General features: G+C 60.4%; 15 protein-coding genes and 1 pseudogene. 9 read left to right on the forward strand and 7 right to left on the reverse strand.

Going from position 1 to position 16493, the window contains the following annotated elements:
- Positions 1 to 64 precede the first annotated feature (64 nt).
- The 3 genes from kdpC to ACI77D_RS17555 all read left to right on the forward strand — a co-directional run bounded on the left by kdpC (position 65) and on the right by ACI77D_RS17555 (position 4114).
- Positions 65 to 610 carry a potassium-transporting ATPase subunit KdpC gene (gene kdpC / locus ACI77D_RS17545; protein WP_064451510.1) on the forward strand — a complete coding sequence of 182 codons (546 nt, stop codon included), beginning with the start codon at positions 65 to 67 and terminating at the stop codon, positions 608 to 610.
- 125 nt (positions 611 to 735) lie between these two features.
- Positions 736 to 3387, forward strand: coding sequence for a sensor histidine kinase KdpD (locus ACI77D_RS17550; RefSeq protein WP_064451511.1), 2652 nt, complete (start codon positions 736 to 738; stop codon positions 3385 to 3387).
- Positions 3388 to 3424: 37 nt separating this feature from the next.
- Positions 3425 to 4114: a response regulator gene (locus ACI77D_RS17555; RefSeq protein ID WP_053255124.1), complete on the forward strand. Its 690-nt coding sequence runs from the start codon at positions 3425 to 3427 to the stop codon at positions 4112 to 4114.
- Positions 4115 to 4246: 132 nt separating this feature from the next.
- On the opposite strand, the gene ACI77D_RS17560 is transcribed toward ACI77D_RS17555, so the two are convergent.
- Positions 4247 to 5284, reverse strand: a complete 1038-nt coding sequence (locus tag ACI77D_RS17560; protein WP_053255125.1) for a patatin-like phospholipase family protein — start codon at positions 5282 to 5284, stop codon at positions 4247 to 4249.
- A gap of 216 nt (positions 5285 to 5500) precedes the next feature.
- Between ACI77D_RS17560 and ACI77D_RS17565 the strand changes: the two genes are divergently transcribed.
- The 3 genes from ACI77D_RS17565 (at position 5501) to ACI77D_RS17575 (ending at position 7473) form a co-directional block, all read left to right on the forward strand.
- Positions 5501 to 5779, forward strand: coding sequence for a hypothetical protein (locus ACI77D_RS17565; RefSeq protein ID WP_010176194.1), 279 nt, complete (start codon positions 5501 to 5503; stop codon positions 5777 to 5779).
- A 44-nt stretch (positions 5780 to 5823) separates the two neighbouring features.
- Positions 5824 to 6585 (forward strand): CHAD domain-containing protein, encoded by a 762-nt coding sequence (locus ACI77D_RS17570; RefSeq protein WP_221294272.1) that lies wholly within the window; start codon positions 5824 to 5826, stop codon positions 6583 to 6585.
- Positions 6586 to 6675: 90 nt separating this feature from the next.
- Positions 6676 to 7473 carry an acyl-CoA thioesterase gene (locus ACI77D_RS17575; RefSeq protein ID WP_407017135.1) on the forward strand — a complete coding sequence of 266 codons (798 nt, stop codon included), beginning with the start codon at positions 6676 to 6678 and terminating at the stop codon, positions 7471 to 7473.
- 6 nt (positions 7474 to 7479) lie between these two features.
- Here ACI77D_RS17575 and ACI77D_RS17580 read toward each other — a convergent pair.
- The 3 genes and pseudogenes from ACI77D_RS17580 to ACI77D_RS17590 form a co-directional block, all read right to left on the reverse strand.
- Positions 7480 to 7728, reverse strand: a pseudogene (locus ACI77D_RS17580) (terminase); the annotation flags it as partial.
- 115 nt (positions 7729 to 7843) lie between these two features.
- The gene (locus ACI77D_RS17585) at positions 7844 to 9319 is read right to left on the reverse strand and encodes a methyl-accepting chemotaxis protein (RefSeq protein WP_407017136.1); all 1476 of its coding nucleotides are present in this window, start codon (positions 9317 to 9319) and stop codon (positions 7844 to 7846) included.
- A gap of 96 nt (positions 9320 to 9415) precedes the next feature.
- Complete coding sequence (locus ACI77D_RS17590; RefSeq protein ID WP_064451515.1) at positions 9416 to 10222, reverse strand: TatD family hydrolase; 807 nt, start codon at positions 10220 to 10222, stop codon at positions 9416 to 9418.
- A gap of 236 nt (positions 10223 to 10458) precedes the next feature.
- Here ACI77D_RS17590 and ACI77D_RS17595 point away from each other — a divergent pair, with 236 nt between their 5' ends.
- The 3 genes from ACI77D_RS17595 (at position 10459) to ACI77D_RS17605 (ending at position 12986) form a co-directional block, all read left to right on the forward strand.
- Positions 10459 to 11880 (forward strand): transglycosylase SLT domain-containing protein, encoded by a 1422-nt coding sequence (locus ACI77D_RS17595; protein WP_407017137.1) that lies wholly within the window; start codon positions 10459 to 10461, stop codon positions 11878 to 11880.
- Positions 11881 to 11983: 103 nt separating this feature from the next.
- Positions 11984 to 12418, forward strand: coding sequence for a DoxX family protein (locus ACI77D_RS17600; protein ID WP_407017138.1), 435 nt, complete (start codon positions 11984 to 11986; stop codon positions 12416 to 12418).
- 259 nt (positions 12419 to 12677) lie between these two features.
- The gene (locus ACI77D_RS17605; protein ID WP_128591366.1) at positions 12678 to 12986 is read left to right on the forward strand and encodes a class I SAM-dependent methyltransferase; all 309 of its coding nucleotides are present in this window, start codon (positions 12678 to 12680) and stop codon (positions 12984 to 12986) included.
- 4 nt (positions 12987 to 12990) lie between these two features.
- On the opposite strand, the gene ACI77D_RS17610 is transcribed toward ACI77D_RS17605, so the two are convergent.
- From ACI77D_RS17610 to ACI77D_RS17620, 3 genes are read right to left on the reverse strand one after another with little or no spacing between them, the layout of a single operon-like run.
- The gene (locus ACI77D_RS17610; protein WP_407017139.1) at positions 12991 to 14733 is read right to left on the reverse strand and encodes a Gldg family protein; all 1743 of its coding nucleotides are present in this window, start codon (positions 14731 to 14733) and stop codon (positions 12991 to 12993) included.
- 15 nt (positions 14734 to 14748) lie between these two features.
- Positions 14749 to 15474, reverse strand: coding sequence for a hypothetical protein (locus tag ACI77D_RS17615; protein WP_064451520.1), 726 nt, complete (start codon positions 15472 to 15474; stop codon positions 14749 to 14751).
- Positions 15471 to 16397, reverse strand: a complete 927-nt coding sequence (locus tag ACI77D_RS17620; protein ID WP_407017173.1) for an ABC transporter ATP-binding protein — start codon at positions 16395 to 16397, stop codon at positions 15471 to 15473. Before ACI77D_RS17620 ends, ACI77D_RS17615 begins: the two co-directional genes overlap by 4 nt.
- Positions 16398 to 16493 lie beyond the last annotated feature (96 nt).

Raw genomic sequence — 16493 nt, forward strand, 5'->3', positions numbered from 1 at the left:
CCCGATTCCTGTGGGTGCCAGGCTGGTGCCCACAGGTTGCAATGACTCACGTGAGGAATTTGAAATGTCCACCATGATCCGCCCGGCCCTGAGCCTGCTGGTACTCATGACCCTGATCACCGGCGTCGCTTACCCACTGGTCGTGACCGGTGTCGCACAAGTTGCCTTTCCTGATCAGGCCAACGGCAGCCTGGTGCGTGATGCCGACGGCAAAGTGCGCGGCTCAAGCCTGATTGCCCAAGATTTTACCGGTGACGGCTGGTTCCATCCGCGCCCATCGGCGGGCGCGTTTGCGACGGTTTCCAGCAGCGCGAGTAACCTCGGCCCAAGCAACCCGGCGTTGGCAACGCGCATCTTTGATGATGCGAATAAACAGTTGGTGGCAGGGCAGGGGCCGGTGCCTCTTGCATCACTGACTACCTCCGGCAGCGGTCTTGATCCACACTTGCCACCACAGGCAATTGCCTATCAACTGGCACGCGTAGCGGCTGCCCGGAATGTGCCGGTGTCGACCCTGCAACGCTTGCTTGATGAACACATCGAAAGCCCGCTGGTAGGGCCGCCGGTGGTGAACGTACTGGCGCTGAACATGGCGCTGGAAAAATTGTAAGCCGTGGTGCCGCCATCGCGGGCAAGCCCGCTCCCACAGTTGGAATACATTCCCCTGTGGGAGCGGGCTTGCCCGCGATGAGGGCCTGACAGATTCCCCATGAACACCTGAAGGAACCCCTGCGCATGAGCGACTCCGGCCGCGCCGATGCCCTGTTAGCCGACCTGCCACGGGACGGCCGTGGCCGGCTCAAAGTCTTCCTCGGCGCCGCGCCGGGTGTGGGCAAGACCTACGCCATGCTTCAGGCCGCGCACACCCAACTGCGCCAGGGCGTGCGCCTGGTCGCCGGGGTGGTTGAAACCCATGGCCGCGCCGAGACCGAAGCGTTACTCAGCGGCCTGCCGCAACAAGCGTTGCTGCGCAGTGAATACCGTGGCGTGATGCTCGAAGAAATGGACCTCGACGGCCTGCTCGCCGCCAAGCCCAAACTGGTGCTGGTTGACGAACTGGCCCACAGCAACGCCCCCGGCAGCCGCCATGAAAAGCGTTGGCAAGACATCCAGGAACTGCTCGCCGCCGGCATCAACGTGTTCACCACGGTCAACGTCCAGCACCTGGAAAGCCTCAACGATCAGGTGCGCGGCATCACCGGCGTACAAGTGCGCGAAACCCTGCCGGACTGGGTGCTGCAAGAAGCAGACGAACTGTTGCTGATCGACCTGCCATCGCGCGAGCTGCTCGAGCGCCTGCGCGACGGCAAAGTGTATGTACCGGAACAGGCCCGCGCGGCCATCGACGCGTTTTTCACCCAGACCAATCTCATGGCGTTGCGTGAGTTGGCCATGCAGACCGCCGCGGCCCACGTCGACGACGATTTGGCCCAGGGTTATCGCCAACTCGGCCAGGCTGCGCCGGCGGTACGTGGCCGCTTGCTGGTCGGGATTGATGGCGATGCGCAGGCCGAACGCCTGGTGCGTCACGCCAGCCGTGTCGCCCAGCGTCGGCATTTGCCGTGGAGCCTGGTGCATATCGATAACGGCCGTGCGCGAGATGAACAATCGCGCCTGCGCCTGCAAAACGCGCAGCAACTCGCCGAGCGGCTTGGCGGGGAAGTGGTACTGCTGCGGGCGGGGGAGGTGGCGAAGACACTGATCCAGCATGCCGCCGAACGCCGTGCCAGCCTGTTATTGGTGGGGCAGTCGCGTATGCGCTGGCGGCGTCGTTTGTTTGGCGGCGGGCTGGCGGCGCGTTTGCTGCGAAATGCGCGTGGCTTGGAAATCAACGTCCTCGACAGCGACGACATGCCCGCGCCCCCGCGCATGCCGGATGTGCGTGGGTTGGTGTGGTTCGACTACGGCCTGGCGGTGGTGGCGACCGTGGTGGCGGCCGCGGTGGCCTGGGCGGTGGCCAGCGTGCTGCCGCTGCCGAATATCTCTCTGGTATTTCTCGCGGCGGTATTGCTGGTCGGCGTGCGCAGCAGCCTGGGGCCGTCCCTGGTGTGTGCGGCGCTGTCGTTCCTGACGTACGACTTTCTGTTTATCCCGCCGAATTTTTCCTTTGCCATTCAGCGTGAAGAGGATGTGTTGACCCTGCTGTTCTTCCTGCTGATGGCCGCGTTGACCGGCAACCTGGCCGCGCGCCAGCGTCGGCAGTTGCAAGCCCTGCGCGATACCCAGGAAGAAACCAGCGAGCTGCTCGACCTGTCGCGCAAACTCACCGCCGCTACCGATCGTCAGGCGGTGATCAGCGCGGCAGCGCATCATCTGGAAGGTTGGAGCGATCTGGATCTATGCCTGGTTAACCGCGATGGTCAGGGCGGCTGGAAGGTCGAGACGGGCGCTGCGTTGAACCTCACCGAATCTGAACGCGCCGCCGCCGATTGGGCCTGGCAGCATGATCAGCCGGCCGGCATGGGCACCGGCACGTTGCCGTTTGGGCGTTGGTGGTGGTGGCCGCTGTCGGGCGAGGAGGGGCCATTGGGCTTGCTCGGTGTGAGCCCCAAACCGGGCCTGGAATTAAGCGGCCAACGCCGTCGTCTGCTGACGGCACTGAGCCAACCGCTGGCTCAGGCCTTGGCACGCGCGCAATTGGCGCAGGAGCTGGAGTCCGCGCGCCTGCACGGCGAGACCGAGCAACTGCGCAGCGCCTTGCTGGCCTCGGTGTCCCACGATTTGCGCACACCGTTGACGTCCATGCGTGGCAGCATCGACAGTCTGTTGGCCCTCGGCGAGGCCATTCCCCTGGAAGATCGCCGCGAATTGCTCGAAGGCACTCGCGATGAAGCCGAGCGCCTGGACCGCTATATCCAGAACCTGCTGGACATGACGCGCCTGGGCCACGGCGCCCTGAAGCTGGCGCGTGATTGGGTTTCGCCCGGCGATATTGTCGGCAGTGCGCTTGGCCGTTTGCGCGCGGTGCTGGCGCCTTTGCAGGTGAAAACCGACGTGCCGGCGGAGTTGCCGTTGCTGTATGTGCACGCCGCGTTGATCGAGCAAGCGCTGGTCAATGTGCTGGAAAACGCCGCGCGTTTCTCTCCGCCCCAGGGACGTTTGGACGTGACTGCTGGTGTGTCGGACAACCAGCTGTTTTTTGCGGTGGCCGATGAGGGCCCCGGAATTCCCGAAGACGAGCGCGCCAAGATTTTCGATATGTTCTACACCGCCGCCCGCGGTGATCGTGGCGGGCAGGGCACGGGCCTCGGCCTGGCGATCTGCCAGGGCATGGTCGGCGCCCACGGCGGCCGTATCAGCGTCGCCGAGGGCATTGAAGGGCGGGGCACCTGCATCACTTTGTTCCTGCCATTGCCGACACAGCCTGGCCTGGAACGCGAGCCTTGAGCTACCCTCTTTTCTCCACGGATTTTGATTGGACACCATGAGCCAGACCGCGACGATTTTAGTCATTGATGACGAACCGCAGATCCGCAAGTTCTTGCGGATCAGCCTGGCCTCCCAGGGCTACAAGGTGATCGAGGCCGGCACCGGCAACGAAGGCCTGGCCCAAGCGGCATTGAGCAAACCGGATTTGCTGGTGCTCGACCTTGGCTTGCCCGACATGGACGGCCAACAAGTGTTGCGCGAGTTTCGTGAGTGGTCGACGGTGCCGGTGTTGGTGCTGTCGGTGCGCGCCAGTGAAGTGCAGAAAGTCGAAGCCCTCGATAGCGGCGCCAATGACTACGTGACCAAACCCTTCGGGATCCAGGAGTTTCTCGCCCGCGTGCGTGCATTGCTGCGTCAGGCCCCGGCGGGAGAAGCCCAGGAAGCAGCGTTGAGTTTCGGCCCGTTGACGGTGGACCTGGCTTATCGCCGCGTCCTGCTGGACGGCGTCGAAGTGGCGCTGACCCGCAAGGAGTATGCGGTGCTGGCGCAATTGGCGCGGCATCCCGGGCGGGTGATTACCCAGCAGCAACTGCTCAAGGATATCTGGGGGCCGACCCACACCGAAGACAGCCACTATCTGCGCATCGTCGTCGGCCACCTGCGCCAGAAGCTGGCGGACGACCCGACTCAGCCGCGGTTTATCGTGACCGAGGCGGGTGTGGGTTATCGGTTGTTAAATGCCTGAGTTGAGCGGCGCCTGAACTGGCCCCTTCGCGAACAAGCCCGCTCCCCCATTCGATCGAGTTCCACCTGTGGAATGCGGACAAATGTGGGAGCGGGCTTGCTCGCGAAGAGGCCATCAGCCACACCCTCTCTTTCAACCCTGCTCACTCTCATACTTGTCCAACGTATCCCTGGCGATTTCCCGCCCTAAAGCGATCAACTCCGGCGCCTTGTAGAACTCGAAAAACCGGCACACGCGCTTCGGCACGTTGATCAGCACATCCGGCGGGTAGCCGGCGATCTTGTACTGCGCCAGCGACGTTTGCATCACCTCGAAGCTCTGGTTGATCAGGTCCAGCAGCGACGCCGGGCCAACGTTGTCGATGATGAACGAGCCGGTCGCCGATTTTGGCGCCCCGGCCTTTTCCGGCGCGGCGGCGGGTTGCTGGGATTCGGGCTCGGCCGATTCCAGCCACGGGTTGATCTCTGCCGTCTGGGCCTGCAATGCCTCCTGCTCCAGCTTCATTAATTGTTCGGCTTGTTTGCGTCGAAACGGCAGGTGTGAGCCCAATGACTTGGCCAAGCTGTTGAAGCGGCTCTTGAACGCGGGCGGGCGCTGGATCACCGGCAATTGGTAGTGTTTTTGGTTGGTGGCGTTGAGGTTGACGGCGATGATCAAGTCGCAATGGCTCGACACCACCGGCACAATCGGCAGCGGGTTGAGCAGGCCGCCGTCCACCAGCATGCGGTTACCTTGCATCACCGGCGTGAACAGGCTGGGAATCGCCGCCGAAGCGCGCATGGCCTGGTGCAGGCAGCCCTCCTGGAACCAGATTTCCTGTTGGTTGGTCAGGTCCGTGGCAACGGCGGTGTAGGGAATGCGCAGCTCTTCGATATTGATCTCGCCGACAATCTTGCGGATTTGCCCGAAGACTTTCTCGCCGCGGATCGCGCCCAGCCGAAAACTCACGTCCACCAGGCGCAGCACGTCCAGGTAGTCGAGGCTCTCGATCCAGTTTCGGTACTCATCGAGCTTGCCGGCGGCATAGATCCCGCCCACCACCGCCCCCATCGAGCAACCGGCGATACAGGCGATGTCGTAGCCGCGCCGTTCGATTTCCTCGATCACACCGATATGGGCGTAACCCCGGGCGCCGCCGGAGCCCAGTACCAAGGCAACACGTTTCTTCATGACCTGATCCTTCGTAAAACAGTTGCCCACAATGCACCCATCAAGGTCAGTGCTTCAATCTTCGTCGACACACGCAATAATTTTCCGGAATAGTCGGGGCGCTCGGGTATGCTCTGGCTATCATCACTTTTGGTTTCAGGTGCCCGTACAAGGCACTTTTCCTTGTAGGCAACGTCTACACCGTACGACTGTTTTTCTTTATTTGAGGTGTCATTGATGAAAGCCTGGATGTGTGTGCCTGTGATCGTGTTGGCCCTGGCCGGTTGTGCCGGGAAAACCGCGTACCGCGACAGTTGTGGCACGCAATTGGACGCGGCGTGGCATGAGTTGGATTTGGCCAAGGCCGAAGGTTTTGCCGGGACTGTGAGCTACTCTAAGGCTTTGTCATTGTTGACGGGCGCCAAGACCCAACAGCAATTCGAAGCGTTTGAAGGGTGCTCCAACAAGGCCGAGAAAGCGCGGTTCTATATCCGTGAGTCGCGCGCCGGGCGTTAACCCGTAAGCGGCAAGCAGGGTCTTAATGGGCAAGGGAGGAAGGGATGTCAGCTTTGGTTGATCAGTTAGTCGCTCAGGTCATTGGCCTGGAAGTAGGGTTACTGAGCTGCCAGGCTCGCCTCGCCGCCGTCACCGACGATGAAGCCTTGCACGACCTGCGCACCACCGTGCGGCGCCTGCGCAGTTTGCTGCGGCCTTTGCGTGGCCTGCCGGGTGTCGAACAGCTTGAATTGGCCGCCGGCACGGTCGGCCAAATGACCACGCCGCTACGCGACCGAGAGGTTCTGGCGGCGTATCTTCACCAGCACGGTCATCACGCGGCTGCCGACCGACGCCTGCGCCTGCAACCCGATGCCTATCGCCACGTGGCGCAAAGCCCGGAACTCGCGCACCTGCTGCTGATCCTTGATGCCTTCCCACGTTTTATCCGCGCCTCCCAGCACCAGAAGCTGCTCAGAGGCCTGCGCCCGAGCATCGAAAAGCGGCTGGGCAAGCAATGGCACGCACTCGATAAAGCCCTGAAAGACCCAAGCCATGATCGCCATCGCCTGCGGTTGCTGATCAAGCGCGTACGCTACGCAGCCGAGGCCTACCCCGAGCTGGACAAACTCCCGGCCAAAGCGATGTCGCGCCTCAAGCAAGTCCAAGGCGCCCTGGGTGATTGGCACGATTGCTGGCAGTGGTTGGCCCAGGCCGAACATCAGCCCGACTTGCAGCCGTGTGTCGCAGTGTGGCATCGCACCATGGCCACGGCTGAAGGGCAGGCGGATCGGGTGCTCGACAAACTCAGTGCGGATTGTTTCTAGGCGGGTCCGGTTTTTGGCCGGAATAGGCGCTGTACCTTGCCAGCCCGGTGGTTAAAATTCCCCCATCGGTTTTCTTGATGTGAGGTCGCCATGCGCTTTAGTGATTTGCTCGACGCCGCCCGTAACAATCCGCTGGATGTGACTATCCCCGCCGAATGGGCCCAGGGTCGCGCGACCTTTGGTGGCCTTGTCGCCGCCTTGCAATACGAAGCCTTGCGCGCCCAAGTGCCGGCCGATCGCCCTTTACGCTCACTGGCCGTGACCTTTGTCGGTCCGGTCGCGCCGCAGGTGCCTGCCAGTTATCACGTTGAAGTCCTGCGCGAAGGCAAGGCCGTGAGTCAGCTACTCGGCCGTGTGGTGCAGAATGGTGAGGTTGCAACGCTGGTACAGGCCAGCTTTGGCGCGGCACGCGAGTCGCAGATTGATGTGGCGAGTGAGCCCCCACCGACGTTCAAGCACTGGGATGAATGCCAGGAGTTGCCCTACATCAAGGGCGTCACCCCCGAATTCATGCGGCATCTGGCAATGCGCTGGAGTGTCGGCGGGCTGCCGTTTACCGGTAATAAATCCCGCGACATGGGCGGCTGGGTGCGTTTGCGCGGCGACGTGAAGGAAGAGCCCCTTACCGAGTCGCACATCCTCGCCCTGGTCGATGCCTGGCCACCGGCCTTGCTGCCACACCTGTCCGCACCGGCGCCCGGCAGCACGCTGACCTGGACCATCGAATTTATCCAGCCGCTTCAAGACCTGACCACCCTCGACTGGTGCCAGTATTACGTCAACATCGAGCACGCCCGCGACGGCTACGGCCATGCCGCCGCCGCACTCTGGAGCCCGACCGGCGATTTGATCGCCGTCAGCCGCCAGACCGTGGTGGTCTTCGCCTGAGCCTCAGAACCGCTGGCTACCCTGAGCTTCCAGCTTGCGCCCGTGGCGTTGCAGCGCAACGCCGGCCAACACACCGATGGCGCCGACGGCAAAACTGGCCAGGCTGAGGCTGAATACACCGGAGGCCATCGACAGAAAACCGATGATCAGCAGCGGTACGGCAATCAACTGCAGCCCCAGGTTGGTCGGGTGCTGAAGGCTTTGTGGCTGATTGCGCCATTGCCAGGCGGGGAAGTTAGGATGACGTTTGCCCATGATGATTAATCCTCTGTCCGTTGAAACAACATGGACAAAGTTTAGGTCGCAGGCGGGTGGGGCGGCGAATCAAGACTCGCTATGGGGGCCATAGCCAGCCTTGTTCAGCTATCAGCTACAACTTCAACTGCCCGATCGCCTTGCTCAACTCCCCGGCCAGCGTCGCCAGTTCATTGCTGGTAGTGGCCGAGCCCACCGTCTGCTGCACCGTGTTCTCCGTCACATCACGAATGCTCACCACTGCGCGGTTCATCTCTTCGGCGACATGGCTTTGCTGTTCGGCGGCGACGGCAATCTGGGTGTTACTTTCGCGCATCTGCGCCACGGCACCGGTGATTTCGGCGAGCGCCGCGCCGGCTTCCTGGGCCTGTTGCACGCAGTCGTCGGCCTTGAGTGAGCTTTCCTGCATGAAGTCCACGGCGTCGCGGGTGCCCGATTGCAGGGCTGACACCATGCGGGTGATTTCGTCTGTGGAGGTTTGCACGCGTTTGGCCAGGTTGCGCACTTCATCGGCGACCACGGCAAAACCACGGCCCATTTCACCGGCACGGGCGGCTTCGATGGCGGCGTTGAGGGCGAGCAGGTTGGTCTGTTCGGCGATGCTATGGATCACGCTGACTACGCCGTTGATTTTCTGGCTGTCTTCGGCGAGTTTCTGAATCATTTCGGCGGTCTGTTGCACGCCGGTGGACAGCCCGGCAATCGAACGTTGTACCCGGTCGACCACTTCCCGGCCGCTGCCCGCCAGGGTGTCGGCGGTCTGTGACAGGTCGCGCGTGGCGCCGGCGTGTTGGGCGATATGGTAGACGGTGGCGGTCATCTCGTTGATCGCGGTGGCGGCCTGGTCGGTTTCGCTTTGCTGGCCGAGCATGCCGTGTTGCACCTCGTTCATGCTGCTGGCCAGGCGAGCGGCGCCTTCATCGAGCTGCCGGGCGGTGCGCGCCACGGTGTTGACCACCCGCTGGTAGCCGGCTTGCATGGCGTTGAATGCACTGGCCATTTGGCCGACTTCATCTGTGCAGGCCAGGGGCACGCGGGCCGACAAATCGCCGGTCTTCTCGACGTGCAGCATCACGTCCTTGAGGGTATTGAGTTGGCTGAGCAGGAAGCGGATCAGCAACTGCGAGGCGCCGAGCATCGCCAGCATCAGGATCAGCACGGCCACAGCGTAGTTGGCGAAGCGTTCGGCGAATACCTGGCTCAGGCTCTGCCCATAGGCCAGCACGGCGATCTGTCGCCCATCGGCGCGTGCAATGACTTCAGCGCCGATCAGCGGGTTTTCACCCAGCAAGGGCAGGTGATTCAGCTCGACCCAGCCACTGGCTGTGCTCAGGGCTGACAGGTCCTGATCGGCCAACTGCGGGATTTGGCCACGGGCAAACGTCAACCAGTGCTCGCCCTCAGGCAGCGCCTTGTCGGCCGGCCAGCTGCCGAGCAATCGCGCCTGCGCCTGGGCTTGGGACGCCGCGTTGCGTGCCTGTTGTTCAAGCTGCACGGCGTACAGCACCAGCAGCAATGTGGTGATGAAAGCGACCGCGTTGACCGCCCAGAATTTGTATTTCAGCGAGATATTGCTAAGCCAGGCACCCATGGAAGGTTTTCTCTGATAGCGGAAACAGTATTGGCAAGGTGCCATTATTGTGCCGCTACTCAGGCAATCGGTTTTGACATGGGTCAATGCGCCGCATCAACCGACGTGGGGCAAGCCAAAAAATGCGCGCGAGCACGCGCTGCTGTGCTCGGCCAGGTCTTCGATGGTTTCGTTGCGGTGCAGGGCGACTTCACGCAGCACTTCAGGCAAGTAGGCCGGTTCATTGCGGCCATTTTTCGGCTTGGGGCGCAGGGTGCGCGGCAGCAGGTAGGGCGCATCGCTTTCGAGCATCAGACGGCCCCGGGGAATTTCCCTGACCAGCGGATGCAGGTGAGCCCCACGGCGCTCGTCGCAGATCCAACCGGTGATGCCGATGTGCAAGTCGAGGTCGAGGTAGCTGAATAACGCGTGTTGTTCGCCGGTAAAGCAATGCACCACGGCAGCCGTCAGGTGGTCGCGGTAGCCCTTGAGAATTTCCAGCAGGCGCTGGTTGGCGTCGCGCTCGTGGAGAAACACCGGCAACTTCAGCTCGACGGCCAGCGCCAGGTGTTCTTCGAGGACTTTTTCCTGCTGGGGCCGCGGGGAAAAATCCCGGTTGAAATCCAGCCCGCATTCACCCACCGCACGCACGCGGTTTTCGCTGAGTAGTGCGCGCAAGCGCTGAGCGCTGTCGCCGTTCCAGTCACTGGCCGAGTGCGGGTGGATGCCAGCGGTGCTGAACAGACGTTGGCCGCTTTGATCAAGTTTTACGCACAGTTCCAGGGCCTGTTCGCTGCCGTCGACACTGGTGCCGGTGAGCACCAATTGTTCCACGCCGGCGGCATAGGCGCGGTCGAGAACGGCCTGGTGCCTCTCGTCGAAACAGGGGTTGGTCAGGTTGACGCCGATATCAATGAGTTGCATGGTGCTATCTCCGCCTGCGGCCGGAAAGCATATCAGAGCTGTAGATTTATAAGAAAAACTAAGAACTACAACGAGTTATAGCTGTCTTTGAACGTCGCAAGCGACATTGTGGTGGGTAACACGCCTTCTGCCATGCCGCCGTTGCGTGCCTTGCCAGCGCATAAAGCGCTCTGTTTCTGACCTCCAGCCCTTCGCCTTTCGCGAAGAGGCTGGCCAGTATTCTTTCCGGAGAGCGGATGATCCGACCCTCGGCGTTGCTTGTGTTGTGCCTGACGTTACTGCTGCCCATGGCGGCGGTCGCACGTCTGGATGGGCCGCTGGAAGTGACCAAGCCCGGCAAGGTACGTGACCTGGCGCAAATTCGCTCCAGCCGCACCCTGCGTGTGTTGGTCAACCAGAGCCGCAACAGTTCCGGTGAGGTCCAGGGCCAGGCCATCGGTGTCGAATACCATCGCCTGCGGGCCTTCGAGCAATACCTGAACGGCCACGCCCGTGACGGTGAAGAAATCAACCTCAAGATTATTCCCAAGGCCAAGGATCAACTGCTCGGCGCGCTGGCGCGTGGCGAAGGTGACCTGGTGGCGCCGGGTGAATTGCTCGATGTGAAGGCCGCGCACAAAATCAGCACCAGCGACCCGATTGCCAGCGATGTGCCGTTGTGGCTGGTGGGCGTCAAGGGCGAGCGGCGGTTTACCAAGCTGGAGCAACTGTCCGGGCGTACCCTGGCGCTGACCACCGGCAGTGCGGCGGCGGACGCGATTAATCAGGTCAACCAGAAACTGGCCCTACACAAGCAGCCGCCGGTGAAGGTGGAGTGGGTCGACCCGACATTGGCCGTGGAAGATGTATTGGAGATGGTCCAGGCCGGTATCTTCCACCTCACCATTGTCGAAAAACCGATTGCCGAGCGTTGGTCGAAAATCCTGCCCAAGTTGCGCTTTGATCGGCAGGTGGCGATCAGCGAGCCGGGCGATGAGTACTGGTTCGTGCGCCAGGATGCCTCGATGCTACGGGCCAGTATTGATCGGTTCCTCAAGTCCTATCGCACGCCCTCCGACCAGGACGTGGCGTTCCAGCGTATCTACCGACGCCTCTATCAAGTGCGTAACCCCCTGGCACGCGCCGATCGCCAGCGTCTGGAAAAGCTGCGCCCGGTCCTGCAAAAACACGCCCGTGAGCAGGGCATGGACTGGTTGAACCTGGCGGCACTGGCGTTCAAGGAGTCGGCCTTTGACCCCGGCGCGCGCAGCAGTGGCGGACCTACCGGCCTGATGCAGATCACGCCCTCCGCGGCGCAGCGGGTGGGCGTCAATAATATCGAGAGCCTCGACAGCAACGTGCAGGCTGGCGCGCGCTACCTGGCGATGATTCGCCGCAAATTCTTTGCCAGCCCAAAACTGAACGAGCGTGAACGCATGGCCTTTGTGCTGGCGGCTTACAACATGGGGCCGGAGCGTGTGCAGGGCATGCGTGCGGAGGCACGCCGCCGGGGGTTGAACCCCAATCAGTGGTTCTTCCAGGTTGAACGTATTGCCATGGAGCAGGTGGGAATGGGTGGCGTCAGCTATGTTAATAGCGTGAACAAGTACTACTTGGCGTTTGATCGGGAGCGCGGGTCCCTGGAAACGTCGACACCGAAGATCGCCTCGCGAAAATAATCGTTTTTATCGATAAGTATTAGGCATTTTTTCGGCTTTTATCATTGTTTAATTCGATTAATATAGCGGCCAACCAACCCCTACTTTGAAAAGGATTATCTGCATGAGCCCAATGATCAACCGCATCCTGTCCACCCGCGCCGGTTACGGCCTGACCATCCTGCGAATTTTCGTCGGTATCATTTTCGCGGCACACGGCTCGCAAAAACTCTTTGGCTGGTTTGGTGGCTACGGCCTGGCGGGTACTGCGCAGTATATGGAAAGCCTCGGCCTGACACCGGGTACCTTGATGGCGGTGCTGTCAGGCGGTACGGAGTTCTTCGCCGGGCTGGCATTGATCATCGGTTTGCTGGCGCGCCCGGCCGCATTGGGCCTGACCTTCCTGTCGCTGGTGGCGATTTTCTCGGTGCACATCCACAACGGGCTGTTCATGGCGAACAACGGTTATGAGTTTGCATTGGCCTTGCTCGGCGGCGCGCTTGCGGTCTTGCTGGAAGGCGCTGGCAAACTGTCAGTCGACCGTGCCATCGCCAACTGATACCCACGACGCACCTTGAAAAAGCCCGCCATGAGCGGGTTTTTTCGTTGCTCGCGATTCTTGACACCGCCCCATCGGCTTCTCTAGGATGCTGCTCATGCGCCGATTTAAACAGCTAATTGCGGGGCGCCACTGGGACTCATTGCAGCCCGACAGAAGCCTGCGCTTATTCCGCGCCAGGCTTCGAAATACCGCTAAAGCGCTGGTTCGGTGTTGCCTCTCACCTGCCCGCAGACTTTTGAGGCAGAGACACGACACGATGAATGCACTACGCCCCCTCATACGCCTGGCCCCGATCACTGCGGGCCTGACTCAACGTAATCCGAGAATTCTGCTGGGCGGCAAGCACCAGCCAACGCTGTTGCGTTATCTGGACGGTTGGCCGCGTCGCACGGGGCGGCCTTCGGCCTTCCTGATCCAGTTTGTGGAAGATGGCGACTCCCTGGCCCGTTTTGCCAGCAACAGCTTTGATCTTGCGGTTATTCAGGCGCCAAGTGCCGGCGATGCCGACGAGGTGATTCGCCAACTGACGCGCATTGCCCGGCAAGGCTTGATTGCGCGTCGTTAAGGCGTCAGTGGAAGGCTTTAGCAACGACTGCTCGCCGCCGCCGGTGGTACACAAAAACTGCCCAGGCGATCAAGCATAACGGCAGCGGTACCGCGCCGATCATCAGCAGTTTCAGGTTTCGTTCCATGCGATGCACCGAGGCGTAAGCCTGGGCCTTGAGTGCTTGCAACTCCATGGGCAGTCGCAGGCGCTCCTTGTTGAGCGCTTGCAACTGGGTATTGGTATCCACCGCTTGGGTGCCGAAATCTATTCTCGGCGGGTTCAATCGTTGCCATTCCTGTTCGGTTTGCTCAAGCCGTTTTTGCAGTTCTCCCGCCTTTTGCGTATAGGCCTGTGCGGCGGCCTCGCGCATTTGTTCCAGTGCCTGGGGGGCATCGCTCGCCATCGCACGGGGTTGAACGCTCGCGAGAATGTCGGGGGCAGCCAGGTTATCCAATGTATTTAAGACAAACAGCACGTTGTTGTTGGGCGCCGAACTGATGACAGAATCCATCAGCAAATCCGTGTCGGCGACCACCACCACCTGGATGTGTGCGGCTTTTTGCAAACCAGGGGGCTGTCCACTGACACCCTCTGGAAATGCGGAGTAGGCAGGGCCATCGATGCGGGCCGCTATCACCTGGCGTTGTCCGGGAGTCGTCCAGTCGATGAGTGAGTCGAATGCAGGCGCCGCTGCAACCCGGTCAGTGTCCATTAATGCGGACTGCCTGGAGCTTTGCAGCAGAGGCGTCAGCGTCGTACGGCCTTTCCTGACGCGCGAAAGTGCGCCGCTGCTTGATACGACAACAGCATTCAGTTTCCAGGTGCTCACATCGTTGGCTGTCATCGCTTGCCGTGGCAGGTTCAACCTGGCTGCGAGGCGTAATGCCGGCGCCTCAGGGCTGAGCGAAGACGATAGGGTATAGAGATGATCGACCAGTAGTTTGTCCGTCGGCATCTGTATGCCCCACGCGGCAAGTAGCCCGTCGAGCCGGGAGTCCGCCGATGGCGTTTTCCCATCCAACGCGCTCACGGGATCAATGAAGATCATCAGTTTGCCGCCCCTCAATACAAACTGTTCAATCGCATACAAGGTGTGTTCGGGCAGTGCGCGCGGGTGCACGACCATCAGCGTTCCGATCGATTCAGGCACCTTGGAGGTGCTTGATGCCAGGCTCACAAGGTTGAAATGTTGATGCATCTGCGCCATCACTCGGCCTGCAGACTCATTCAGCGCCAGCCCCGTCAGCACGCCAATGGTGGGCGGTTCGGGGTGCATCAACTTGTAGATCAGGTGGCTGATTTCATATTCAAGCAGTGGCTCGTCATCGCGGCTGAATACATCGATACGTTGTGCAGTCTGGCCGGCACGGGTACCGATAAGGCCCATGAAACCCTGCTTGTCATCCAGGCCGAATAAGCCGGCTTTGTAGGCATCTTCTGAATAAGGTACCGGATCAATAACGTGCAGGTTAATCATGCCCTTTGACGCTTTTTCGAACTCATTGAGCAAGTCTTCGACGCGTTCACCGTAGCGCTTTAATGCGTGGCTTCTGTTTGGATCATGGCTTGAGTTGAAGTAATACAAATCCAGCGGATGTTCCAGTGTCGCGAGCAAGTGTCGCGCCGAGGGCGACAAAGTGTGTTTTTTTTGCTGTGAAAAGTCCCAGCGTACCTCAGGCAGGTTATTTACCCAGGCCAGATTAAACGCGAGGAACAGTAACAGTATGACCAACAGTGTCATGCCCGTACTAAGAACGGATCGCATACGTTGCTTCCCTTCTCAACTGGTTTTGTAGTTGAGTGTGACCGTCGTTGCCGAGAGAAAGGCAAGGATCATGCTGATGAAGTACAAACTGTCACGAAGTGTCAGTTTGCCATTGTCGATCGTCTCGAAACGCGAGATGGGGTCAAGCGCAATCAAACTGTCTACCACCCAGATGGGCGCCTGATGTTCGAGTGCATCCAGGACAGAAGAAAGTCCGCTGGCTGTCAGCAATAAACCCAACGTCACCAGGAAAATAACCAGGCGTTGGCGCGTGAATGTGCAAATAAAACTACCGACAGACAGATAGCTTCCCGCCAGTAACCAACTGGCCAGAAATTGTGAGCTGATAACACGGTTGTCGGCAGTGCCGAGACAGTTGGCGAGGATCACTATAGGAAACGTGAGCATCAACGCGATACCACACACGACCCACGCGGCCAGAAATTTTCCCATTACGCGTTCTGCTGACGTAATGGGCAGTGTTTTCATCATGTCGCGCAGGCCCGTGGTGCGTTCGTCCGCCCACAGGTGTGTCGATAACATTGGAATCAGCAGCAGATAGAGCCAGGGGTGCAACTGGAAAAATACGTGCAAGTCGCCGCTGTCCCGTTCCATCCACGGGCTCGTATACAACCCCAGCGTTGCGCACAGCACTAGGAAAGCAGCAACACTCAGGTAGGTGCTTGGCGTGCAGGCGTAACTGGCAAGTTGACGCTTGAAAATAACGGGCAGCAGCTTCAAAGGGATACCTCGTGGCTAAGGCGGTGAACAACGTCGTTCAGGCGCCCTAGTTCCAGGCTCAGTGACGTGATATTCCAGCCGCGGCTGGCGATAAGTGCGTTTATAGGGGGGTAGATGGTGTGCCCCGGCATCGCGAGAACAGTCACGGTGCCTGGCGTGTGCCGGTCCTCCTCTATGCCAGCGACGCCGGGTAATACGGCAAGGGCCAGTAAATCCAGAGGTGTTTGCGCGGCCAGCGTGACGGCTTGGTAATGCCGGGAGTTGCGCTGCAAATCGGGCAGCGGGGTGTCGGCCACAAGATGGCCGTCTGCGATAACCAGCGCGCGCGTGCAGAGATTGGAAAGGTCATCGCAATGACGGGAGGCGATGATGACCGTCATTTCTTCGGCCAGAGACTGGATAAATGTCTTAAACTTGAGCAATTGATCCGGCGCCAGCCCCTCGATCGGTTCATCCAGCAAGAGCAGGTCGGGTGTATGCAGGATCGCTTGGGCGATGGCTACTTTGCGCTTCAAACCGATGGAAAGCGTGGCGAGTGGGGCGTTGAGCACGCGGGACAATTCCAGGCGCATGGCTGCTCGATCTACCCGGCTGCGTTTTTCAGCGCCGCTGAAACCTCGTACGTCAGCGATGAAATTGAGCAGGCCTTTGACCGACATCGAATGATGGCTGAGGCCGCCCTGGAGTTGATAGCCCAGGGCTTTTCGGGCTTGAAGTGGGTGCGATTGAGTGTCGAACCCTTGGACAGTGATATGCCCGGCAGAGGGTTTTATTACGCCGGATATCAGGTTCAGCAGTGTGGTTTTGCCTGCGCCATGCTCCCCGAACAGGCCTATGCATTCCTGGCGTTCGGCGCAAAACGAGAGTTGGGTAATGACGTTTCTTTTGCCCAGGTGCTTTGTCAGGCTGCTTATCTCGAGCATTTGTTTACCGAATAAGTTTTGCGAGGCGTATGAGCATGTGCCCGTCATGAACGGTTGAGCGCCAAGAAGGTTACGTTTAAACATTGGACTTGGGAA

Origin of the sequence: Pseudomonas sp. O39, assembly GCF_045447295.1 — a bacterium.
In the GTDB taxonomy this organism is placed as follows: Bacteria; Pseudomonadota; Gammaproteobacteria; order Pseudomonadales; family Pseudomonadaceae; genus Aquipseudomonas; species Aquipseudomonas antarctica_A.